This window comes from Pseudomonas sp. KH_021 (assembly GCF_057838865.1).
In genome coordinates this window covers 3,587,591-3,608,508 of the sequence record NZ_CM174477.1, presented here as the reverse complement: position 1 = coordinate 3,608,508, position 20,918 = coordinate 3,587,591, and the positions used below count along the sequence as shown (strand labels likewise).

General features: G+C 56.6%; 18 protein-coding genes, 1 tRNA gene and 2 pseudogenes. 15 read left to right on the top strand and 6 right to left on the bottom strand.

Annotation, left to right across the window (positions count from 1 at the left end):
* Positions 1 to 703: 703 nt before the first annotated feature.
* Both AC3IX4_RS16665 and AC3IX4_RS16660 read right to left on the bottom strand, forming a co-directional pair.
* A complete protein-coding gene (locus AC3IX4_RS16665) occupies positions 704 to 1,003 on the bottom strand; it encodes a HigA family addiction module antitoxin (RefSeq protein WP_489256526.1) in 300 nt (99 codons plus the stop codon).
* 8 nt (positions 1,004 to 1,011) lie between these two features.
* A pseudogene (locus AC3IX4_RS16660) lies at positions 1,012 to 1,246 on the bottom strand (type II toxin-antitoxin system RelE/ParE family toxin).
* A gap of 110 nt (positions 1,247 to 1,356) precedes the next feature.
* Between AC3IX4_RS16660 and AC3IX4_RS16655 the strand changes: the two are divergent.
* The 4 genes from AC3IX4_RS16655 (at position 1,357) to AC3IX4_RS16640 (ending at position 4,642) form a co-directional block, all read left to right on the top strand.
* A complete protein-coding gene (locus AC3IX4_RS16655; RefSeq protein ID WP_489256525.1) occupies positions 1,357 to 1,605 on the top strand; it encodes a type II toxin-antitoxin system HicA family toxin in 249 nt (82 codons plus the stop codon).
* The gene (locus AC3IX4_RS16650; protein WP_489256524.1) at positions 1,605 to 1,946 is read left to right on the top strand and encodes a type II toxin-antitoxin system HicB family antitoxin; all 342 of its coding nucleotides are present in this window, start codon (positions 1,605 to 1,607) and stop codon (positions 1,944 to 1,946) included. The genes AC3IX4_RS16655 and AC3IX4_RS16650 overlap by 1 nt, the downstream gene beginning before the upstream one ends.
* A gap of 134 nt (positions 1,947 to 2,080) precedes the next feature.
* On the top strand, positions 2,081 to 2,425 hold the full coding sequence (locus AC3IX4_RS16645) for a DUF6998 domain-containing protein (RefSeq protein WP_489256523.1): 345 nt from the start codon (positions 2,081 to 2,083) through the stop codon (positions 2,423 to 2,425).
* A gap of 330 nt (positions 2,426 to 2,755) precedes the next feature.
* Positions 2,756 to 4,642: an acyltransferase family protein gene (locus AC3IX4_RS16640; RefSeq protein WP_489256522.1), complete on the top strand. Its 1,887-nt coding sequence runs from the start codon at positions 2,756 to 2,758 to the stop codon at positions 4,640 to 4,642.
* 1 nt (position 4,643) lies between these two features.
* On the opposite strand, the gene AC3IX4_RS16635 is transcribed toward AC3IX4_RS16640, so the two are convergent.
* Positions 4,644 to 5,642, bottom strand: a complete 999-nt coding sequence (locus tag AC3IX4_RS16635; RefSeq protein ID WP_489256521.1) for a bile acid:sodium symporter family protein — start codon at positions 5,640 to 5,642, stop codon at positions 4,644 to 4,646.
* 86 nt (positions 5,643 to 5,728) lie between these two features.
* Between AC3IX4_RS16635 and AC3IX4_RS16630 the strand changes: the two genes are divergently transcribed.
* Positions 5,729 to 6,517 carry an AraC family transcriptional regulator gene (locus AC3IX4_RS16630; protein WP_489256520.1) on the top strand — a complete coding sequence of 263 codons (789 nt, stop codon included), beginning with the start codon at positions 5,729 to 5,731 and terminating at the stop codon, positions 6,515 to 6,517.
* 16 nt (positions 6,518 to 6,533) lie between these two features.
* On the opposite strand, the gene AC3IX4_RS16625 is transcribed toward AC3IX4_RS16630, so the two are convergent.
* Positions 6,534 to 8,153, bottom strand: coding sequence for a methyl-accepting chemotaxis protein (locus AC3IX4_RS16625; RefSeq protein ID WP_489256519.1), 1,620 nt, complete (start codon positions 8,151 to 8,153; stop codon positions 6,534 to 6,536).
* Positions 8,154 to 8,425: 272 nt separating this feature from the next.
* Here AC3IX4_RS16625 and AC3IX4_RS16620 point away from each other — a divergent pair, with 272 nt between their 5' ends.
* Both AC3IX4_RS16620 and AC3IX4_RS16615 read left to right on the top strand, forming a co-directional pair.
* Complete coding sequence (locus AC3IX4_RS16620) at positions 8,426 to 8,632, top strand: DUF6021 family protein (RefSeq protein WP_489256518.1); 207 nt, start codon at positions 8,426 to 8,428, stop codon at positions 8,630 to 8,632.
* Positions 8,633 to 8,651: 19 nt separating this feature from the next.
* Positions 8,652 to 8,858: a hypothetical protein gene (locus AC3IX4_RS16615; protein WP_489256517.1), complete on the top strand. Its 207-nt coding sequence runs from the start codon at positions 8,652 to 8,654 to the stop codon at positions 8,856 to 8,858.
* A gap of 60 nt (positions 8,859 to 8,918) precedes the next feature.
* Here the strand turns inward: AC3IX4_RS16615 and AC3IX4_RS16610 are convergent.
* A pseudogene (locus tag AC3IX4_RS16610) lies at positions 8,919 to 9,020 on the bottom strand (NAD(P)-dependent oxidoreductase); the annotation flags it as partial.
* Between the two features lie 326 nt (positions 9,021 to 9,346).
* Here AC3IX4_RS16610 and AC3IX4_RS16605 point away from each other — a divergent pair.
* A tRNA-Leu gene (locus AC3IX4_RS16605) sits at positions 9,347 to 9,433 on the top strand.
* A 317-nt stretch (positions 9,434 to 9,750) separates the two neighbouring features.
* Here the strand turns inward: AC3IX4_RS16605 and AC3IX4_RS16600 are convergent.
* Entirely contained in the window at positions 9,751 to 10,689 is a 939-nt protein-coding gene (locus AC3IX4_RS16600) for a LysR family transcriptional regulator (RefSeq protein ID WP_489256516.1), read from the bottom strand.
* Between the two features lie 174 nt (positions 10,690 to 10,863).
* Between AC3IX4_RS16600 and AC3IX4_RS16595 the strand changes: the two genes are divergently transcribed.
* The 7 genes from AC3IX4_RS16595 (at position 10,864) to AC3IX4_RS16565 (ending at position 20,913) form a co-directional block, all read left to right on the top strand.
* On the top strand, positions 10,864 to 11,679 hold the full coding sequence (locus tag AC3IX4_RS16595) for an oxepin-CoA hydrolase, alternative type (protein WP_489256515.1): 816 nt from the start codon (positions 10,864 to 10,866) through the stop codon (positions 11,677 to 11,679).
* A gap of 102 nt (positions 11,680 to 11,781) precedes the next feature.
* Positions 11,782 to 13,467 carry a long-chain-fatty-acid--CoA ligase gene (locus tag AC3IX4_RS16590; RefSeq protein ID WP_489256514.1) on the top strand — a complete coding sequence of 562 codons (1,686 nt, stop codon included), beginning with the start codon at positions 11,782 to 11,784 and terminating at the stop codon, positions 13,465 to 13,467.
* A 51-nt stretch (positions 13,468 to 13,518) separates the two neighbouring features.
* On the top strand, positions 13,519 to 14,703 hold the full coding sequence (locus tag AC3IX4_RS16585) for an acetyl-CoA C-acyltransferase (RefSeq protein WP_489256513.1): 1,185 nt from the start codon (positions 13,519 to 13,521) through the stop codon (positions 14,701 to 14,703).
* 102 nt (positions 14,704 to 14,805) lie between these two features.
* Positions 14,806 to 16,056, top strand: coding sequence for an OprD family porin (locus tag AC3IX4_RS16580; RefSeq protein WP_489256512.1), 1,251 nt, complete (start codon positions 14,806 to 14,808; stop codon positions 16,054 to 16,056).
* Between the two features lie 74 nt (positions 16,057 to 16,130).
* On the top strand, positions 16,131 to 17,498 hold the full coding sequence (locus AC3IX4_RS16575) for a spinster family MFS transporter (protein WP_489256511.1): 1,368 nt from the start codon (positions 16,131 to 16,133) through the stop codon (positions 17,496 to 17,498).
* A gap of 71 nt (positions 17,499 to 17,569) precedes the next feature.
* Positions 17,570 to 19,675, top strand: a complete 2,106-nt coding sequence (locus AC3IX4_RS16570; RefSeq protein WP_489256510.1) for a 3-hydroxyacyl-CoA dehydrogenase NAD-binding domain-containing protein — start codon at positions 17,570 to 17,572, stop codon at positions 19,673 to 19,675.
* A 41-nt stretch (positions 19,676 to 19,716) separates the two neighbouring features.
* Entirely contained in the window at positions 19,717 to 20,913 is a 1,197-nt protein-coding gene (locus tag AC3IX4_RS16565) for an acyl-CoA dehydrogenase family protein (RefSeq protein WP_489256509.1), read from the top strand.
* Positions 20,914 to 20,918: the final 5 nt, after the last annotated feature.

The window sequence follows — 20,918 nt, the reverse complement described above, 5'->3', positions numbered from 1 at the left end:
TCAGGTCGAGGTCGCTCGCCGGCACCGTACGTAAGGTGGTATGAGAGGGTGGCGGATGTGAATCCGCCTCCTCCAACGATTGCGCGGTATTTCTCCACTCATGCGCAACCCAGATGCATTCGTAATCAGCCGAGAGCTACGGATGCCTGATAGCGATCTACGCTCCTGCAGGGCGCCAAAAATGCCCCAAGCCCTGTCGGTGGAATGCCAGGAGCATGGCGACGCGCACGTCGTAGCGGCGATGGATTGGCGCCAAGGCCATTTTATCGGTGTTGCTGGATCGAGTTTCTGTGGGCACGAGGACATGTCTCGGTGCTCACAGGAAAAATTGACTAAGCTCAGGCGGTCAACTTCTCAGGGGTTACAGCCATGACGAGAAAGCTCATCTGCCAGCAATGCAAACAAGAAACGACCGTAGAGCTATGTTTTGACGAGGACACTGATAGTCAGGTCTTCAATTGTGAGCACTGTGGCGGGAGGCATATTGAGGTCGAGACCAGCAAGCTGCTGGGATGTCTTGTTTTGGGCAGGTTTCGATTAGATGAAAATGAGTGATGGTGCCGTCGACCAAGCACCCAGTCTACGCTAGCGATTCAGGAACGCTGCTCGAGCGTGGTAGTGACGACCTCGACCGTCACTTTGCCGACGATCTTTCGCTGCGTCATCTGGCGCGCCCGGTGGCGCCGGGCTGTGGCGGATCGCTTCAGGCAACTAATCGCTGCACTGCCTTAGCGATTTCTTCCCCGTGCTCCTGTTCAGCTTTACGCAGTTCGTAGGCTGTTTGCAGGTTGAGCCAGAATTCAGGGGTAGTATTCAGGCAGACGGCCAGACGAAGCGCCATGTCAGCAGACACTCCGCCGCGCTCAAGCAAAATATTGTTGACGGTAGGGGTAGCCACGCCCAGTGCGCGAGCTAGGGCCGCAGCGCTAAATCCCATTTCGTTCTGGAAGTCTTCACGAAGGACTTCGCCAGGGTGTATGGGTCGCATGCCATTCTTGAACATGATGCACCTCAGTGATAGTCAATAATTTCAACGTTTTCAGGGCCTTCATCAGTCCACACGAAGCATACGCGCCAGTGATCGTTGATCCGAATGCTGTGCTGCCCGGCACGGTTCCCACGAAGAAGCGCAAGCGTTCAGTGCAACCAGCTAGTGCTCAGCGATTGACTTGATGTCGTTCCAGCGCCTTGTATTCTCTGAGTCGAATAATGCCTCGGTGTCCCTAAAACTCGAAACTAATCTCATGAGTGAGTATGTAGAGCGCTGGCGGATGCTCACGTTGCGCATGGACTCGATGAGGCGAATTGACTGATACCTGTGCTGCAACTAAAATCAGTTGCACTCCAGGAGGCTTGATGTCAAAGCATGAAAAGCTACTCGCCAAGCTGTTGAACAAGCAGGCCGCATTCACCTGGTCGGAGCTGGTCACGCTTCTGGCAGGGTTTGAATATCGCCAAATCGAAGGCGACGGCAGCCGAGTGAAGTTCGACAACGGAAATCCGCAAGCGATGATCAGCCTGCACAAGCCGCACCCCGGCAATGAGCTAAAGACATATGTCAAACGACAAGTGATTGACCACCTGAAGGCAGGAGGAGTGATCTGATGAGTACCCTGTTGCAGCATCGAGGCCACTACGGCTCGATTGAGGCCAGCCCCGAGGATAATTGCCTGTTTGGCAAGCTTCAGTTCATTCGTGCGCTTGTTAGCTATGAGGGCGAGACGGTTGCCGAGCTGACGCAGGCCTTTCAAGAGGCAGTGGACGACTATCTGAAGGATTGCGAATCGCGCGGCCAGCAAGCAGAGGTTCCCTGCAAGGGGTCGTTCAATGTGAGGGTAGGGCATGATCTGCATCTGGCAGCCAGCATTAGCGCCACTACACAAAACATCTCTTTGAATGATCTTACCCGCAGGGCCCTGAGCGAGTACCTGCAGCATCACGCATGACCACTGCACAGCCCCGGTCAGCCCCATCTGTTACTTTCGCATAAGGCGATTAGTTGCGAGAGTATCGCCCCATCGACGAGCGTGCAGGAATTTGAAATCCCCCCCCAGTTACCCAGCGAACAGAAGCGATAGAAATGAAGCAAGAGCTTCAAAAGCAGATAGCCGATGCGCTTGAGCAGTTATTCGATGCCGTCTCGAAGCTTCAAGCCGCGTATCCAGGGAAGCCTTTTACTCCAGACGGTAGGTTGGTGGGCGATATCGGGGAGGTCGTTGCAAGTCTGAATTATCAAATCACTCTGAACGAGGGGCTGACGAAGCATCATGACGCGGTTGCTGATGATGGCCGTATGGTTCAAATCAAAACCACATTCAGCGATCACCTCACCTTTCCCGTGCACCATGTCCCTGACTATTATTTAGGCATCAGGCTTCGGCTGGATGGGTCATTCGAAGAGATCTACAACGGCCCCGGCCAATAGATTTGCGATCAATTGGTGAATCGAAAGCCTACAAGAACAGGACTGCACGGCAGCCTGATGAGCATGTTGAAGAGAATTAACAAAGATGTTCCCGACGCGCAAAGAATCCCGCATCGATAAGAGCGTGTTGCTTAAGGGGGTGGATTGAGCATCAGGCCTGATCGCTGAGGAAGCGATGGCCGCCTAAAAAAATGCAGCCATGGGCCAGCCCTGGGGTTGCCTGGGTGCCCCAGCGATATTGCCTCGACAGCACAGCCCATTGCGATAAGATTGCGGATTCTGAAAAATGCTATCCGCCAGCCGGGTCTAGAAAAATAAGACGAGAAACTAATGAGTAGCGGCACTTCATTGAGAAATGACATTCAGGGTCTCCGCGCTGTTGCCGTACTGGGGGTCATTGTATATCACTTCAACCGGCATTGGCTGCCGGGTGGCTTCACGGGCGTTGACATTTTTTTTGTCATATCAGGGTATCTGATTACTCAAATCATCCTTCGTAAAAAAGAGGATAGAACATTTTCTCTTTCGGGATTTTATCGAGGGCGAGTACAGCGCATCGTGCCTGCCTATGCAGTTATGTTGATGGTCGTCGCTGTCGCGATGTCTGTTTTTCTTATACCCAAAGACTTTGATACGTTTGACAAAAGTTTGAGGGCGGCGCTGCTGTTTAACAGTAATGGATTTTTTGCGACGCAAAATGATTATTTTGCGCCGGCGGCTTATGAGTTGCCATTACTGCATACGTGGTCGCTCGCCGTTGAAATGCAGTTTTACCTGATTTTGCCATTGCTTTTGCTTGCACTTCCTAAACGATGGTTAAATCCAGCGCTGCTATTGTTGATGGTGTCTCTATTTCTGTTGGCGGAGTACTGGCTCCAGCAAAACCAGCGGCAGGCTGTTTATTTTTCGCTAATGGCAAGAGCTCCAGAGTTTCTGATAGGCAGTTTGGCATTTGTACTGTGCCACGATCGACGACTATCAAAGCGTTCATCCAATATTGTCGCAAGCCTTGGGGCGGTACTGGTGTTCTCGAGTTTTTTCTTGGTGGCAGAGACCCATGGTTTTCCAGGTATTTTGGCGTTGGTACCTTGCCTGGGGGTGGCCTGCCTGCTCGTCAGCCCGCGCAGTGGATTAAATCGTGCGTTGTCGTTTCCCCCGTTGGTCTGGCTGGGGGCGCTTTCCTATTCCTTGTACCTGTGGCATTGGCCCGTTTTGGCAGCGATACGTTATGTCACTGGAGCCTATGCGCTTGATGGGGTTTCAACGTTCGTATTTGCGGTGCTGACGCTGGGACTCAGTTATTTGTCCTACCGATGCATCGAAATTCCCTTTAGAGCGAACGCTTCCCTAAAGCAGGTCGGGGTTCGCATGGTGGGGTTGGTGGCTATTGCAATGGTGTCTATTGTGATTGCAATCCAAGTGAATCCCCGCTTGGTGGAGCCCCTTTCGATTGAACTTACGCGGTATGCCAAGGGTGATGAAATATGCCATGGGAAGCGGGTAGGGGATTGTATTCGGGGTGATAAAGCTTCTGATCGTACGTTGTTGCTATTGGGTGATAGTCATGCGGCACAGCTCAATTATTTTGCTGACGTGGTAGGAAATGCTATCCACGCAAAAATAGAAGTTATTACCTCCAGCAGTTGCGTGACCATTCCTGGCTTTGATGCAGAGCGTATCATTGAGGGGGCTCGTCAAGATTGTCTTGATCAAATAGAACAGGGCGTCAGGGATACACCGGGCGCCGATGGGATCATTATTGCTGGCATGTGGCAGTACCAAGCGCCCAGCGCGAAATTCATGGAGCAGCTTGATCGCTTCATCAGCCAGGCCGCAGCAAGAAATCAAGAAGTTATGGTGTTGGCTCAAGTACCCATGCTGTTGTCGAATCCACAACGCATTCACCGTGCCAATTCAATGGGGTTTCATGCGTCGGCTGCGATAGGGGCGGAGTGGATTGAGGCCAATGCAAAAGTCGAGGCATTGGTTGCTCGGCATAAAAACGCATTCTTTTTGAACTTATCAAATCAAGATTTTTTTGCTCAAGCGCCCATGCAAAATAATACTTTGATTTATCAGGACACCCATCACTTGAATGAGATCGGATCGGCACGATACGGGGAGATTGCCGTGCCGTTCTTCAAAGCGTTCATGGATAAAATCAGCCTCTCCGGGAAAGCTGCCGCAGGATTGACCTCTGCGGCGCACCATCCTTGATCTAAGGATCTACCTGGCTCATCAGTTCGTTGACTGATTCCTTGCGGTTGGCGAACCGTTGGGCCAGGACTGCACAGACCATCAACTGGATCTGGTGGAACAGCATCAGCGGCAGGATCAAAATGCCAATGGTGCTGCCGGCAAACAACACTTGCGCCATCGGCACACCGGTCGCCAGGCTTTTCTTGGAGCCGCAGAACAAAATGGTGATGCGGTCTTCCCGGTTAAAACCAAAAGCCTTGGCCAGCAGGGTCGATGCCAGAAGCGCCAAGGCCAGTAGCACACAGCAGGCCAGCACAAGGCCGGCCAGATCCATAAGCGGAATCTGATGCCAGATGCCTTCGGTCACCGCTTCGCTGAATGCACCATAGACCACCAACAGAATTGACCCTTGATCGACGAACTTCAACCCGTTCTTGTTGTGCGCAACCCATGCGCCAATCCAGCGCCGGGCGATCTGGCCGGCGATAAAGGGCAGCAACAATTGCACGCTGATTTTTACGATTGCATCCAGGGTCGACCCGCCATCGCCGTGAACGTTGAGTAACAGGGTGACCAACAACGGGGTGAGGAAAATGCCGAACAGGCTGGACGCCGCTGCACTGCAAATAGCCGCCGGAATATTCCCTCGCGCCAATGAGGTAAAAGCAATCGCCGATTGCACCGTGGCGGGCAGGGCGCACAGGTAGAGCATGCCCATGTACAGGTCATCGCCAATCAGCGGCGACAGCACGGGCTTGAGCGCCAGGCCCAGCAGGGGGAACAAGACGAAGGTGAGCCCAAACACCAGCAGATGCAGGCGCCAGTGGCCGGCGCCAGCGATGATCGATTCGCGCGACAGTTTGGCGCCGTGCAGGAAAAACAGCAAAGCAATGGCGATGTTGGTCAGCCAGCCGAAGCCGACCGCCACTTGACCACTGACGGGCAGGAAGCTGGCCAGAATCACCACGCCGACCAAGGTCAGGGTGAAGTTGTCGGGCAAGAAGCGAGGGCGGCTCATAGGCATGGTCATCCGGGGGTTGCCAAGTGTGTAGAAGGGACTCTAACGTGCTTGCAGATTACCGACTAACGCCGAAGAGCCCACAGATGTCGCCAAAAGGACATGACAAAGCAGTCCGGCGCAGTATTCCCGGACTGCCCAGCCTGCCAAGACCCGTATACGGTCGCACCGAATCGCTGCCCAATCGAGCGTTGACCCGGCGCCATAGCCATCCGTGGGTCCAACTGTCCTATGCGATACAAGGCGTGCTTGAAGTCCAGACCAGCTTCAGTCGTTTTGTCGCGCCGCCGGAGCGCGCTGTGTGGATTCCGGCAGGCATGCCTCATCGGGTATTCAGCTCGGCGCGTACGGAGATGCGCAGCCTGTACCTTGATTGCAGTGTCACCACTTGGGCGCCAGAGCGTTGCCAGGTGCTGGGCGTCAGTGACCTGTTGCGCGAGCTGATCCGGGCGTTCAGCAAGCTGCCGGTGGAGTATGACCTGGAGGGCTCGGACGGGCGGCTGGCCCAGGTGATACTGGACCAGCTGGCGGCGGCGCCGCAGATCGACTTGATGCTGCCACTGCCTCAGGATGCCCGACTGCGACAGATTTTCCGCAGCCTTCAGTTGCACCCCGAACAGCAGACGACTTTGGGCCACTGGAGTGAAAAGTTCGGGGTGACCGAGAAGACCCTCACGCGCTTGTTCCAGCGTGAGACGGGCCTGACGTTCCGCGCCTGGCGCCAGCGCTTGCGCTTGTTGGGGGCGCTCACCCCGTTGGAGCAGGGCGAGCGGGTCACCGATGTAGCGCTGGCCTGCGGCTATGACTCGACATCAGCGTTCATTGCAGCGTTTGGTCAGCAATTTGGCGCTACACCGGGGGAGTTTTTTCGCTAGCCAGTCAGTTGCGCGGCTATGCGCTCAGGTGGGAAATCACGCCACTCAACCCCACGGACAGTTGGTGCAGGTCTTCGCTCGCCACTTGCGTGCGCCGCACATTGCCTTCGTTGGTCGTGGCAATCGTAGTGATCTCGGTCAAGTTGCGAGAGATGTCTTCGGCCACTGACGTCTGCTCTTCGGCAGCGGTGGCGATTTGTCGGTTCATGTCACGAATCGCTTCAACCGCTTCGGTAATACGCGCGAGCGAGTGACCTGCCAGGGTGACGTGTTCAACGCTTTGCTGGCTGCGCGACTGACCCGTTTCAATGGCGTTGGCAGCATCGATCGCACCGGTCTGTACCGTATTGATGATTTGATTGATTTCGGCCGTCGAAGCCGCGGTGCGTTGTGCCAGCGTGCGCACTTCATCGGCTACCACAGCAAACCCGCGGCCTGCTTCACCGGCCCGAGCTGCCTCTATGGCGGCATTAAGCGCCAGCAAGTTGGTTTGCTCGGCGATTCCGCGGATCACTTCCAACACCTTGCCGATGCGGCCACTGTCGCTTTCCAGGCGGCGTATCACCTCGGCGGTATGAGTGATTTCATCGCGCATCTGGGTAATGGAGTGGATAGTGGCATTCATGACCTTGGCGCCTTCCTGCGCGCTCTGGTCGGCCTCATTGGCAGCCTCTGCCGCCTGCACGGCGTGGCGTGCCACTTCTTGAGCGGTGGCTGACATTTCGGTCATCGCGGTGGCGACCTGGTCAGTTCGGTCAAATTGCTCGCGAGTGCCGTGGGCCATCAGCGCGGCAATGGCCTTCAGCTCACTGCCTGCAGTGTCCAGATGAGTGGTGCTGATCTTCAGTCGGTTGAAGGTTTCAGACAGAAAATCGCGCAAGGTGTTGGCGGCAGCCGCCAGCCGCCCCAGTTCGTCCTGGCGGTCGACATTTACACGGGCCTGAAAGCGCCCATCGCTCATCTGTGCGACATAGTCGATCAGCAAGCGGATGGGCGAAATGATGTGGCGATTGACCCTCCACAGCGCCAGGGCGCCTACGAGGAATGCCGAGCCCAGAATCACCAGTGCACCTAGCAAAATGGTGCGATGGGCGTTCTGGTTGATGAGTGCTGACTGGGTTTCACTTTGCTGGCGTAGCCCGCTGACTAATGCATTCATCTGCTCGCTGGTCGCGCGATCCATGCCCTGGACGGCACGATCACCCGCCACGGGGTCCGCATCGGATGCAATGAAGGCATCCCGGCCCTTGCGATAGGCAATGCCCAAGTCATGGTGCTGGGTGCGCAGGCGCTCGATCTTGTCTTTTATCTGCGACTCGATCCCGGCCAGCGCGCTCAACTGGCCAAGCGTGTCCTGCACCTGTTGTTCCTGGCCTTCGAACTGGCCCCAGTACTTGTCTCGATCCGCGAGGTTTTTACCGCGCAGCAGGACGTTTTTCCATTCTTGTACTTGTACCTTGAATTGCAGGTTGGCCTGGTCGATCAGTTGTGAGGCGTGCAGCGGGCCTTCTACTAAACCGCGATAGGCCTGGACGTTGTTGGATAACAAATGAAAACAGAACAAGGCAATGACCAGTACCAGCGCCAGGCTACCGCCCAGCAATGCCAGAATTTGAAATCTCAGGGATTTCGACATAAACACCACTCGACAAAGAAAAAGGCCTGCAGCGTAGAGCGCAGATATTTCAGTATTCACCACTTCCCTGTGCCGTTCAGGGCGAAGGCCACGAGACGGAGACAGCTCATATCTTCGGCCGTAAAGCATTGATCTTGAGCGGTTATGACCATAAAGGCGACGATTGGTCATCCTCGAGCAGCAAGGCCATTGGTCCGATGCACCGCACGAATGCGCGGTGCAAGTTTCTGATGAATTGGAGGCGCTCAACAGTGAGCGTCCAGGAGGCGGAAATGAGCGCCAAAACACCCACTGGTCCACATTCCTCGGAACACACCTCTGGCGACAAGGACTTGGGCTTCGATCCTGACTCTCCGGATGTCAGCGATCCACAAGTAGACCCGATCGGCCCGGCTAAAGCGCCTCGTGACCCCTCTGTCGAGCGTGATAAAAAGCCCGCCCGAATCATTTACGACCCCTTGGCTGATCTGAAACATTGAGCCCTGAAGGAAGGTGCCTATGTCGACCGATTCGAGTTTTGAAGACCAGCGTGCCAAACCTGGCAAGCAAGCAGAAGAGGCTGCACGAAAACTGGACAAAACCCTTAAGTCAGACCCGCTGGCGAGGCCTGACGTTGTGACCCGAGAACCTTCCAAAGGCCAACGAGATCCGGCGACTGGCGACGGCATACCCGATGATAAGGACATGCCACTTCCCAATGATTAGCGACACGCTTGAACGCAAACCGGTGCGCCTTGTCGCACCGGTTTGCGTTCAGAGCCTTTTGTAGCTCTGCTCACCGCAATCGGGATAGGGCTCCATTTTGCCTTGGGTGCCAGGAATTGGCTGAGTTTGAGCGGGGAAGGGTGGTTTGGGGTAGTCGGTCATCGCTGTTCTCCCAACGGCTACGCAAATCAAAGCGCTGTTGGAAGGAGGACCGGAGTGCCTTCATCGGAGTTCAAGTGGATAGGCAGGCTGGCTTGGTATTGCGCGGGGCGCATCGAGACTTGAGGTGCACATGATTGATTTACAACGACTTTACTGACAAGGCTCGAAGCGATTGCAGCGCATAAAACAAGATTTTTGGCTTGATTCGTGACAGCTGACTGTATATATTCGATCACTTGTCAGGCGCGAGGTCGATCTGCCTAATCGTTATTAGGGGCATCGCCAAATTCATCGCAGAATGCGCCCGGCCGCTGTATAGCGCTACCGCCCGAATGGCGAAACTGGTAGACGCATGGGACTTAAAATCCCCCGCTCGTAAGGGCGTGCCGGTTCGATTCCGGCTTCGGGCACCATTTAAAATCAAAGGCTTACACGCTTTCAGGCGGGTAGGCCTTTGTTGTTTTCTGGTCCGCAATTCTGGCTTTGGTCCGCAATTCATCTTGTGGGTGTCACTTTTTTGCCCTTGCGCTCCCTGATGTACTGCTCGGTCATAACGACTGTCGTATGCCCACGTCACTGATCGGGATATCGCCCTCAGGGCTGTTGCGCAGGGTCGAGGCCTGGACACGCCAGTCGGGAGATCATGCCCAAGCCAGTCTGCTACTGCACCGAAGATGATCTGGAGGCGGTGCCAGCAATATGGTCGACATCAAAAAACGCCTGGACCCGCCTAGGTTGACGAAGCACCGCTGTGAATCTTAGGCGCAGAGCGCGCTACAGCCGATCTTGTCTTGGCGAGTATAAAATCGATAAACGTCGATACGGCTCGCGTGTGATGGTGGTTAGGCATGTAGAGCATGTACATGTTGCTCTTGCCGAAGATGCTCATCCGCCACTGGTCCAGGGCAGTGATCAGCCTGCCGCAGCGCAGGTCCTCTTGCACCATATAGTCAGGCACCAAGCCCACACCCAAGCCTGCCAATATAGCCTGGCGCAGGAAGGTGAAATTCTTGGAAATCAGGGTTGGCTCAAGGAGCACCTCGTGTCGCTCCTCGTCCAAATAGGCCGAAAAGCGCAGTTGCCGTCCGGTGACGACAGCGGTGATCAGCGGTATGGCACGCAGATCGTCAAGCTGCAGAGGTAGGCCGTGTGCCTGGGCATAGTCCGGCGTTGCGCAAGCGATGTAGCGTACCGCCCCCAAATCACGTGCGACAAGATTCTGCGGTGGCTCCGACGTCACTCTGATCGCGATATCCACTTCATCGCGCATCAGGTCTTCGACACGGTTCTCGAACATGACGTCCAGCACGATGCCTGGGTAGAGGCGCTTGAACTCAATCAGCCAATCCGACATTACCAGTTGGCCGTAGCCGCTGGGCACACTCAATCGCACCCTGCCTTGCAGACTTTGACCCAGTGAAGAAATCGACTCCTGGGCGGCCAACAACTCGTTCTGAATGCTTCGACCATGTTCGTAAAGGCGTAAACCGATCTCGGTCGGTTCTATGCGTCGTGTGGTGCGCCGCACCAATTGCAGTCCAATCGACTGCTCCAGCCGACTCAAGTGATAGCTGACATTGGCCCGACTGACCTTGAGCCTGCGCGCGGCTTCACTGAGGTTGCCAGCATCGATGATTTCCACCAACAAGGTGAGTAACTTCAGGTCCATGTCAGCCACTGTCAAATTATTTTGAACAGACTGTCAATCGTATGGGTAATTGTCAATAAAGCTTTACCTCCAGATAATCCGTCGCACCTAGACAGCCCTCTGGCTATCTGATCATGCGAAGCGCTTTGTAAGGGTTGACCCGCAATGGCGCGCTGTTTATCAGGAGTTGAAGTGATGAATGAAGCGATGCTTGTACGCCGGGAAGGCGCGGTACTCGTGCTTTCAAACAACAATCCAGCTATGCGTAACGCTCTGCGCCCAGAATTTTATGCCGCGCTGCACGCAGCCTTGGCCCAGGCTCAAGCCGATCCTGCAATTGGCGCGATCGTTTTGACCGGTGAGGGTGGTGCGTTCTGCGCCGGTGGTGACTTGCATCGACTCGCCCAGCGGCGAACGATGGCATTGGACGTTCGTCGAGAGAGCGTCGAAGGTCTGCATGACCTGATCCGCGCAATCCAGAATTGCAGCAAGCCGATCATCGCCGCCGTCGAAGGCGCAGCAGCCGGCGCAGGCCTGGCGATTGCGCTGGCTTGCGACATGCTGGTCGCCGCCCGCGACGCTTCGTTCTCGGTCGCGTATGTCAAAGTCGGCCTCACGCCTGATGGCGGTGCAACGGCCTTCCTCTCTGAGTTTGTCTCCCGGCAGGTGCTGACTGAACTGTGCCTGACAGGCGAACGTATCAGCGGCGAGCGCTTGCATGCGCTAGGCGCCGTGAATCGCCTGGTCGACGGCGGGGATGCGCTAGGTGCTGCCATCTCTCTCGCCGCGAGCATTGCGAGCGGCCCACAACGGGCCATGGCTCGTATCAAACACCTGTGCCGTCACGCCAGCGGGGCAACGCTTGAAGAGCAACTTGAACTTGAAGCCCAGTACATGGCGCTGTCGCAGGGCGACGACGAGGCGGCCGAAGGCATTGGCAGTTTCTTTGAAAAGCGTTCGGCAAATTTCTCGGCACTGCGCCATAGCACGGATAAAACCCCTTGCTCGTGACGACCCTCAAGCGGCGGCAGTGCATGTTTGCGAAGAGATAGTGCAAAGCCACCACTGCGTACATTGATTAACCCAACATCAAAGCACAATAAGGGTTCTGGAATGTTCAATCGTCACCTGCCTTACTGGCCCAAGGACTTACCCCATCACCTGACGCTTCCGGCCACCAGTCTTTTCTGCAACCTGGAAACGTCCGCCCGGCGCTACCCCGGCAAAACCGCGATCATCTACTACGACACCCTCATCAGCTATGCCCAATTGCTCGATGAAGTAGAACGTCTGGCAGGGTATTTCCAGTTCCAGGGGGTGAAGCGTGGAGACCGAGTTCTGCTCTATATGCAGAACTCCCCTCAATTCGTCATCACCTACTACGCCGTGCTGCGTGCCGATGCCATGGTGGTACCGATCAACCCCATGAGCCGTGCTGCCGAACTCGAACACTACCTGGCCGACACCGAAGCGCACATGCTGGTCTGTGCCCAGGATTTGGCGCCTCATATCACGCCCATGATTGGCCGCTTTCAGCTCAAGCAGGTGATCACGACCGCTTACTCCGAGTACTTGCGCACCCGCACCGACCTGCCCTTGCCCCCAGAGCTGCAAACCGAGGTTGAGACAGCACGCCTACCCGGCGTGGTTGGCTGGCAGGCCGCGCTCGATTGCGGACAGCCTCCCACCCCACACATGAGTGGTCCAGACGACCACTGCGTCATGCCCTATAGCTCCGGCACCACCGGTGGGCCCAAGGGTTGTCTGCATACCCATCGTTCCGTGATGGCGACGACGGTTCAGCGACAGGCCTGGACGCCGATCAACTGTGAAGACGTCTTACTCAGTACCTTGCCGCTGTTCCACGTTGCAGGCATGCAATCGTCAATGAACGGGCCGATATTTTCGGGTGCTTGCCTGGTGATCATGACTCGCTGGAACCGCGAGGTCGCGGCCGAGTTGATGCAGCGCTACCGCGTCAGTGGCTGGACCAATATCGCCACCATGGCGGTGGATTTCCTGACTCAGAGCAATCTTGAACACTTCGACTTGTCCAGCCTGAAGAATATCGGCGGCGGTGGTGCGGCCATGCCGGGCCCGGTCAAGGAGAAACTCAAGCAACTGTTCGGGCTGGACTATATCGAAGCGTATGGGCTGTCAGAAACCATGGCTGCCACCCACATCAATCCAAAAGAACGCAGCAAACCGCAATGCCTGGGCATTCCGGCGCTTGATGTGGATTCGCGGGTGATCGACAGCAACACCTGCGAGGAACTGCAGCCTGATCAGGTCGGGGAAATCGTCTGCCATGGCCCGCAATTGTTCAAAGGCTACTGGAAACGTCCCGAGGAAACCGAAAAAGCTTTCATCGAGTTGGACGGTAAGCGTTTTCTGCGCACCGGTGATTTGGGCTACTACGACGAAGACGGTTATTTCTTCATGGTCGACCGGATCAAACGAATGATCAACGCCTCCGGCTACAAGGTCTGGCCATCCGAGGTCGAGAGCCTGATGTACCGTCACCCTGCGATTAGCCAGTGCTGCGTCATCTCCACTCCCGACCCACGCAGGGGGGAAACGGTGAAGGCTCTGGTGACCCTGCAACCGAATCAACAAGGCACGAGTGCAGCAGCCATTATCGACTGGTGCAAGGCCAACATGGCTGCCTACAAAGTGCCTTCATCCATCGAGTTCCGCCAGCAGTTGGCCCAGTCGGCTACCGGGAAACTGCTCTGGCGACAGCTACAGGACGAAGAGTGGAGCCGGTGCGCAGTGCACAGCCCAACTGCGACGCAATAAAGCCCTCAACAGACAGCCCCACCTCTGCTCACTAGAACAGGAACTTGATTGATGTCCGACGCCGTTATCATCTCAACCGCACGCACCGCACTGGGAAAGTCCTACCGTGGGGCCTTGAACGATACCCACAGCGTCGATATGGCCGGGCATGTGATTCGACATGCCATACAACGCGTCGATATCGACCCGCAGTTGATTGAAGATGTGATTCTTGGCGCAACCTTCCATGAAGGTGCCCAAGGCAAGAACATGGCCCGCTTGTCAGCCATTCGCGCGGGGCTGCCAACCTCTATTGGTGGCCTGTCGATCAACCGCTTTTGCAGCTCGGGCCTGCAGGCCATTGCCCTCGCGGCGCAGCGTATTGTTTCGGAAAAGGTCCCGGCAATGATTGCCGGTGGGGTGGAGTCCATCAGCCTGCTGCAAAACGACAAAATTAACCTGTATCGAGGCCCCAATCCCTGGTTGATGGAGCATAAGCCTGAACTCTATTTGTCGATGATCGAAACGGCCGATATCGTTGCCCGGCGCTATGGCATCAGCCGTGAAGCCCAGGACGAATATGCCTTGCTCAGCCAGCAGCGCACCGCCGCAGCTCAAGCAGGCGGCCTGTTCGATGATGAAATCGTCCCGATCACAACCCAGATGCAGGTCGTGGACAAGCACAGCGGCGAGGTCACAAGGCAAACCGTGACCTTGAGCCGTGATGAGTGCAACCGTCCGTCCACCACCCTCGAGGGCCTGTCCCTGCTTGAGCCGGTGCGCGGTGTCGATCAATTTATTACCGCGGGCAATGCCAGCCAACTGTCCGACGGCGCTTCGGTCTGCCTGATCATGGACAGCCTCTATGCCGAACGCCATAACATTGAGCCTCTGGGCATCTTCCGTGGTTTTGCCGTCGCCGGTTGCGAGCCCGACGAAATGGGCATCGGCCCGGTCTACGCCATTCCCCGTCTACTCCAGCGCAACGGTCTGAAGATCGACGATATCGACCTTTGGGAACTCAACGAGGCCTTCGCCTCGCAAGTGATCTATTGCCGTGAGCGCCTGGGTATTCCACTGGAGAAAATGAACGTCAATGGTGGCTCCATCTCTATCGGTCACCCGTACGGCGTTACCGGCTCACGCTTGACTGGGCATGCGCTGATCGAGGGCAAGCGACGGGGTGCGAAGTATGTCGTTGTGACCATGTGCATCGGTGGCGGGCAAGGCGCCGCCGGGCTGTTCGAGGTGGTTTGACAAGTCCACATCCACACCCGACGGAAAGCGGTGTGGGTGTTTCATAACAACAATAAAAATAAGCGCAACAACAAGGGCCGCATCATGGAGATTAATACCCACATGATTACCTCTCGCCTGCTGTTAGCCAGTGGAGTGATAGGTCTGTCTGAACCCATTGCAGCGGATAGTTTCCAGGACAGTAAGGCCAGCCTTGAGCTGCGTAATTTCTATTTCAACCGCGACTTCCATCAAGCTTCCGCCTCCCAGTCCAAGCAAGAGGAATGGGCCCAGGGTTTTCTGTTTCGCTACGGGTCAGGCTTCACCGAGGGCACCGTAGGTTTTGGGGTTGATGCCCTTGGCCTGCTTGGCTTGAAGCTTGACTCCAGCCCCGACCGCGCCGGCTCTGGGTTACTCCCGCGACAAAGCGGTGCAGGTGGACGTGCCGTGAACGAAGACAGTCGGCTGTACCTGACTGCCAAGGTGCGTGCCGCCAAGAGCCTGCTTAAACTCGGCACTTTGCAGCCCAGGTTGCCTGTGGTGCAGGCCAACGATGCACGTCTGTTGCCGCAGACTTTCCAGGGTGTGCACCTGAACTCCCTGGCGTTCAGCGGCATCAACTTTGACGCCGGCCAACTCCAGCAGGTGACCCAGCGCGACTCAACCAATAGATCGGACATGACTCCGTCAGCCACGGGGGTGAAGAACATTCGGGTGCGCCAAGGTGCCAGCAGTGATGCATTTAACTTCGTCGGCGCCAGCTACAAGTGGGGCAGTCATTTAAGCACCCAGTACTACTATGGCGAACTGGATGGTTTCTATCGTCAGCACGCCTTCAATCTGCTGCACGTGCTGCTGCTCGGGGGTGGCCAGGCGCTCAAGAGCGACCTGCGTTATGCCCGCTCCAGCAGCGAAGGCGGCAGTAACATCGACAATCATGCTTTTGATGCGATGTTCACCTACAGCCTTGGCGCCCAAGCGTTGGGCTTTGGCTATCAAAAAATGAGCGGTGATACCGGCTACGCCTATATCGGCGGGTCCGATGCCTTTCTGGTCAATTTCGTTCAAAACAATGATTTCGCCAGCAAGGATGAGCAGTCCTGGCAGGCCCGCTATGACTTCGATTTTGTTGCGCTCGGCATCCCCGGCTTGACCTTGATGACCCGTTATCTTCGTGGCAACGGAATCGACTTGGGAGAGCATAAGCAAAACGGCGCGCAATGGGAGCGAGATACCAATATTGCCTATGTGTTCCAAGGAGGACCCTTAAAGAATGTCGGCGTCAGGTGGATGAACTCCACCGTGCGCACTCGCCATTTTGGCAGCGACTTCGACGAGCACCGCTTGATTATCAGCTACACACTGCAACTGTAATCGAGGCTATGGCGCCCGATATCGGTGCTGCCAAGTCTACCCGGCATTATAAAAATAATGAGATCGGAGCGACTATGAAAAACCTGTATCCCTCACGTTCACGCGCCTGGTTCACCATCTTTGTGCTGATGCTTGCATTCGTTTTATCGTTTGTGGACCGGCAGATTCTCAACCTGCTGGTCGGACCGATTCGTCAGGACCTGGACATCAGTGACACGCAGATGAGCTTGCTGATGGGCTTGTCCTTCGCGATCTTTTATACCCTGTGCGGTATCCCGTTGGGCCGGATTGCCGATAACAAGAGTCGGCGCAACTTGCTGGTGTGCGGCATCCTGGTCTGGAGTGGCATGACGGCAGCTTGCGGGATAGTCAAAGGCTACTGGCAATTTCTCTTCTGCCGCATCGGCGTGGCCGCTGGCGAGGCTTCCCTGAGCCCATCCGCCTACTCGATGATTGCCGACAGCTTTGCGCCGGAGCATCGGGGAACGGCCTTCAGTGTGTATTCAACGGCTATTTACCTAGGCTCGGGACTGGCCCTTCTGTTGGGCGGGGTGACAGTGCATTTCGCTACCAGCCAAGGGGATATGGTGTTGCCGTTGATTGGCACGATACGCCCCTGGCAAATGGTTTTTCTGATTCTGGGTGCGTTTGGCGTGGTCTTTTCCTTGCTCGTGCTGACGTTGCGCGAGCCCGTGCGCCAGGGCGTCGGTGCCGGACTGAAATTGCCGTTTTCCGAATTCGTCGATTATATGCGCAAGAATCGCCGCACCATGCTGTGCCACAACATTGGTTTTGCTTGTCTGGGGTTCTCTGCCTATGGCAGCAGTGCCTGGATTCCCACCTTTTTCATTCGTTCATTTGACATGACTGTGCCCGAGATAGGGATCACTTACGGCAGCATTATGGCGATCTGTGGGTCTCTCGGGCTGCTGGTGGGGGGGCGACTTTCCGACTGGTTAATCAAGCGTGGCTATAAAGATGCACCGTTACGTGTCGCGATTCTGTCGGCCTTACTGACCCTGCCATCAAACCTGGGTTATCTGGTAGAGGACAAAAACCTGGCATTGGTGTTGATTGGATTGCATGTCTTCACCGTGAGCATGCCATTTGGTGTCGGCCCGCTTGCCATCCAGGAAATCATGCCCAATTCGATGCGGGGGCAGGCCTCTTCCTTTTATCAATTCGCAATGACATTGATCGGCCTGGGTATTGGACCGACTGCGGTGGCCCTGGGAACTGACTATGTGTTTGGCAGCGACTCTGGCCTGCGTTACTCATTGGCGGTGATAACGGCCATCTCACTGGTCCTGGCTGTGGTGATTCTAATGAGTGGCCTGCGGTCGTACCGCCAGAGCCTGGAAAACCTCAAGCGCTGGACTCCCAAGGAGCAAAGCGTTGGGTTGCCGGATACCCAAGCCCAAACACAAGCGTCGGGCGCCTGATACTGACAGTGTCGATACCGCTGTTTTGCACTGCACCTTTTGCCAATAAACAAAAAAATCTTGAGGTTAGAATGAACTCCAGCGTGATCTATGAGCGTCAAGGTGACATTGCTCTCATTACTGTGAACAACCCTCCCGTCAATGCGCTGGGTCAATCGGTGCGTGAAGGTCTGCTCCATGCGTTGCATGAAGCACAGGGCGATGCTCAGGTCCGGGCGCTGGTGCTGCTGTGCAGTGGCCGGACCTTCATTGCGGGTGCCGATATCAAGGAGTTTGGCAAACCGCCCCAGGCACCGAGCCTGTCTCAAGTCGTCAATGCCTTTGAGCAAAGTGACAAGCCTTGTGTCGCGGTGATTCATGGTACCGCGTTGGGCGGGGGGTTGGAGGTCGCTCTGGGGTGCCACTACCGGATTGCTCGCCAAGACGCCAAGGTCGGATTGCCGGAGGTCAAGCTTGGGCTGCTGCCCGGCGCCGGTGGTACCCAGCGTCTGCCTCGCCTGGCAGGCGTGGCCAAGGCATTGGAGATGATTGTCTCCGGTGCCCCTGTTGCTGCCGCTCAAGCCTTGGAGCACCACATCGTCGATGAGTTGTTCGAAGGCGACCCGCGTGCGGCGGGGATCACCTTCGGGCAGCGGATGCTAGCCGAGTCTCTTGGCGTGCGGCGTACCGGCGAACAGACGGCCGCGCTGGGTGCTGCGGATAATGCGGCTCTGATCTTGGCCAAACGTGCCGAGGTGGAGCAACGATTGCCAAATGCTTTTTCTCCCTCTCGCTGTATTGCCGCGGTGGAAGCGGCGACGCGTCTACCACTTGCCGAAGGCCTGCAGCATGAGCAGGCATTGTTCCAAGAGTGCCTGGCGTCTGAGCAACGCGCGGGGTTGGTGCATGCCTTTTTTACCGAGCGCCAATGTGCGCATATCGCTGATGTGCCAGCGCAAACACCTCTGCGTTTAATCGAGAAGGTCGGGGTAATCGGTGGCGGCACCATGGGTGTTGGCATTGCGCTGTGCTTTGCCAATGCGGGCATTGCCGTGAAACTGTTGGAAGTCAGCGGCGAAGCGCTGGAGCGCGCCTTGCAGCGAGCTCGCGATATCTATGCAGCCAGTGTCAAGCGCGGCAGCCTGAGTCCGGATGCGATGGAACAGCGCCTGGAACTACTGCAGGGCGTGCTGGATTACAGCGATCTGGCCCAGGAGGATCTGGTCATCGAGGCGGTGTTCGAGAGCCTGGAGGTCAAGCGCCAGGTCTTCGAACGCCTGGATCAGGTTTGCAAACCAGGGGCCATCCTTGCCAGCAACACTTCCTCGCTGGATCTGGACGCCATCGCGGCGTTCACCTCACGTCCACAGGATGTTGTCGGCCTGCACTTCTTCAGCCCGGCCAATGTCATGCGCCTGCTGGAAGTCGTGCGCGGTCGGCACACCAGCGCTGAGGTGCTGGCAACGGCGATGGGCTTGAGCAAGGCACTGAAGAAAGTCGCGGTCGTGGTGGGCGTCTGCGATGGGTTCGTCGGTAACCGGATGATCTTCCAGTATGGCCGCGAGGCCGAGTTCCTGCTGGAGGAGGGGGGGACGCCAGAACAGGTGGATGCAGCCCTGCGCCATTTCGGTATGGCCATGGGGCCGAACGCCATGCGCGACCTATCGGGCCTGGACATTGGCTGGAGCATTCGCCAGCGCCAGCGCGAGACTTTGCCTGCCGATTTTCCACTGCCGCTGGTGCTCGACAAGCTCTGTGAGGCGGGCCTGCTGGGGCAGAAAGCCGGCAAAGGTTTCTATCGCTATGCGCCGGGTTCGCGCCAACCCGAGTCCAACCCGCAGGTTCTGCCGCTGCTGGAAGCCGCGTCCCGCGAGCAAGGCATTGAGCGCCGTGTGCTCAGTGACGAGTACATCGTCGAACGTTGCATTTTCGCCTTGATCAACGAGGGCGCGAAAATTCTCGAAGAGGGCATCGCCCAGCGAAGCGGCGATATCGATGTGATCTACCTCAATGGGTATGGCTTTCCAGCCTGGCGTGGCGGCCCGATGTTCTATGCCGACAGCTTGGGTCTGGACAAAGTACTGACGCGTGTCCAGGCGTTCCACCAGCGTTTCGGCGCGTGGTGGAAGCCCGCACCGTTGCTGGAAAAACTGGCCGCCGAAGGTCGTCGCTTTGCCGACTGGAACCTGGATTCATAACAGCCCGCTTCACGGGTTGCTTCATCGATTGGAGGAATAGCATGGACATTCATTTTAGCGCTGAAGAGTTGGCCTTTCGCGACGAAGTAAAGGCCTTCCTGAAGAACAAACTGCCCCAAGATCTTGCTGACAAGGTGCGACTTGGCAAACACCTGTCCAAGGCCGACCACCTGCGCTGGCAGGCTATCCAGAACGAGCAGGGCTGGTATGCAACACACTGGCCAGTGGCTTTGGGCGGTACGGGCTGGAGCTCAGTGCAAAAGCATATCTATGAAGAAGAGTGTGCAATTGTCGGGGCACCGCGCAGCGTTCCATTCGGGGTCAGCATGGTTGCACCCGTGCTGATCAAGTTCGGCACCGCGCAGCAGCAGGCCCACTACTTGCCGCGCATCCTCAACGGCGAGGACTGGTGGTGCCAGGGTTATTCCGAGCCCGGTGCCGGTTCCGACCTGGCCTCGCTGAAAACTCGCGCGACTCGCGACGGTGATCATTACATCGTCAATGGCCAGAAAACCTGGACCACCCTGGGTCAGCACGCCAACATGATTTTCTGCCTGGTGCGCACCGATCCGCAGGCGCAGAAACAGCGCGGCATTTCCTTCCTGCTGATCGATATGAACAGCCCTGGCATCAGTGTACGGCCCATCATCACCCTCGATGGCGAGCATGAAGTCAACGAGGTGTTCTTCGACAATGTGCAGGTGCCGGTCGAGAACCTGGTGGGCGAGGAAAATCACGGCTGGACCTGCGCCAAGTACCTGCTCACCTACGAGCGCACGGGGCTTGCCGGAATCGGCGGATCCAAGGCGGCGCTGGCCCACCTCAAACGCATTGCTCGCCTGCAGCTGAGCGAGGGTAAGCCCATGCTCGACGATCCGTTGTTTCGGGCGCAGGTCGCTGAAGTAGAAATGCAGCTCATGGCCACCGAGATGAGCACACTGCGCACCCTCGCGGCGGCCAAAGACGGCGGCGTGCCCGGAGCTGAAAGTTCGATCCTCAAGATCAAGGGCACCGAAATTCGCCAGGCCATCAGCCACCTGCTGCGCAAGGTGATCGGCCCCTATGCGTTGCCGTTCCTGGAAGATGAATTGAGCCTGGACGGTCCAAGTGAACCATTGCATGCCGACTACAGCGCCACGCTGGCCAACCAGTATTTCAACCTGCGCAAGCTATCGATCTTCGGTGGCTCCAACGAAATTCAGAAAAATATCGTCTCGAAGATGATTCTCGAACTGTAAGGGGG

Bases quoted from the DNA above. Each gene is read 5' to 3' on its own strand.
- AC3IX4_RS16665 (WP_489256526.1), bottom strand. From the start codon at position 1,003: ATGTTCAAGAATGGCATGCGACCCATACACCCTGGCGAAGTCCTTCGT.
- AC3IX4_RS16655 (WP_489256525.1), top strand. From the start codon at position 1,357: ATGTCAAAGCATGAAAAGCTACTCGCCAAGCTGTTGAACAAGCAGGCC.
- AC3IX4_RS16650 (WP_489256524.1), top strand. From the start codon at position 1,605: ATGAGTACCCTGTTGCAGCATCGAGGCCACTACGGCTCGATTGAGGCC.
- AC3IX4_RS16645 (WP_489256523.1), top strand. From the start codon at position 2,081: ATGAAGCAAGAGCTTCAAAAGCAGATAGCCGATGCGCTTGAGCAGTTA.
- AC3IX4_RS16640 (WP_489256522.1), top strand. From the start codon at position 2,756: ATGAGTAGCGGCACTTCATTGAGAAATGACATTCAGGGTCTCCGCGCT.
- AC3IX4_RS16635 (WP_489256521.1), bottom strand. From the start codon at position 5,642: ATGAGCCGCCCTCGCTTCTTGCCCGACAACTTCACCCTGACCTTGGTC.
- AC3IX4_RS16630 (WP_489256520.1), top strand. From the start codon at position 5,729: ATGTCGCCAAAAGGACATGACAAAGCAGTCCGGCGCAGTATTCCCGGA.
- AC3IX4_RS16625 (WP_489256519.1), bottom strand. From the start codon at position 8,153: ATGTCGAAATCCCTGAGATTTCAAATTCTGGCATTGCTGGGCGGTAGC.
- AC3IX4_RS16620 (WP_489256518.1), top strand. From the start codon at position 8,426: ATGAGCGCCAAAACACCCACTGGTCCACATTCCTCGGAACACACCTCT.
- AC3IX4_RS16615 (WP_489256517.1), top strand. From the start codon at position 8,652: ATGTCGACCGATTCGAGTTTTGAAGACCAGCGTGCCAAACCTGGCAAG.
- AC3IX4_RS16600 (WP_489256516.1), bottom strand. From the start codon at position 10,689: ATGGACCTGAAGTTACTCACCTTGTTGGTGGAAATCATCGATGCTGGC.
- AC3IX4_RS16595 (WP_489256515.1), top strand. From the start codon at position 10,864: ATGAATGAAGCGATGCTTGTACGCCGGGAAGGCGCGGTACTCGTGCTT.
- AC3IX4_RS16590 (WP_489256514.1), top strand. From the start codon at position 11,782: ATGTTCAATCGTCACCTGCCTTACTGGCCCAAGGACTTACCCCATCAC.
- AC3IX4_RS16585 (WP_489256513.1), top strand. From the start codon at position 13,519: ATGTCCGACGCCGTTATCATCTCAACCGCACGCACCGCACTGGGAAAG.
- AC3IX4_RS16580 (WP_489256512.1), top strand. From the start codon at position 14,806: ATGATTACCTCTCGCCTGCTGTTAGCCAGTGGAGTGATAGGTCTGTCT.
- AC3IX4_RS16575 (WP_489256511.1), top strand. From the start codon at position 16,131: ATGAAAAACCTGTATCCCTCACGTTCACGCGCCTGGTTCACCATCTTT.
- AC3IX4_RS16570 (WP_489256510.1), top strand. From the start codon at position 17,570: ATGAACTCCAGCGTGATCTATGAGCGTCAAGGTGACATTGCTCTCATT.
- AC3IX4_RS16565 (WP_489256509.1), top strand. From the start codon at position 19,717: ATGGACATTCATTTTAGCGCTGAAGAGTTGGCCTTTCGCGACGAAGTA.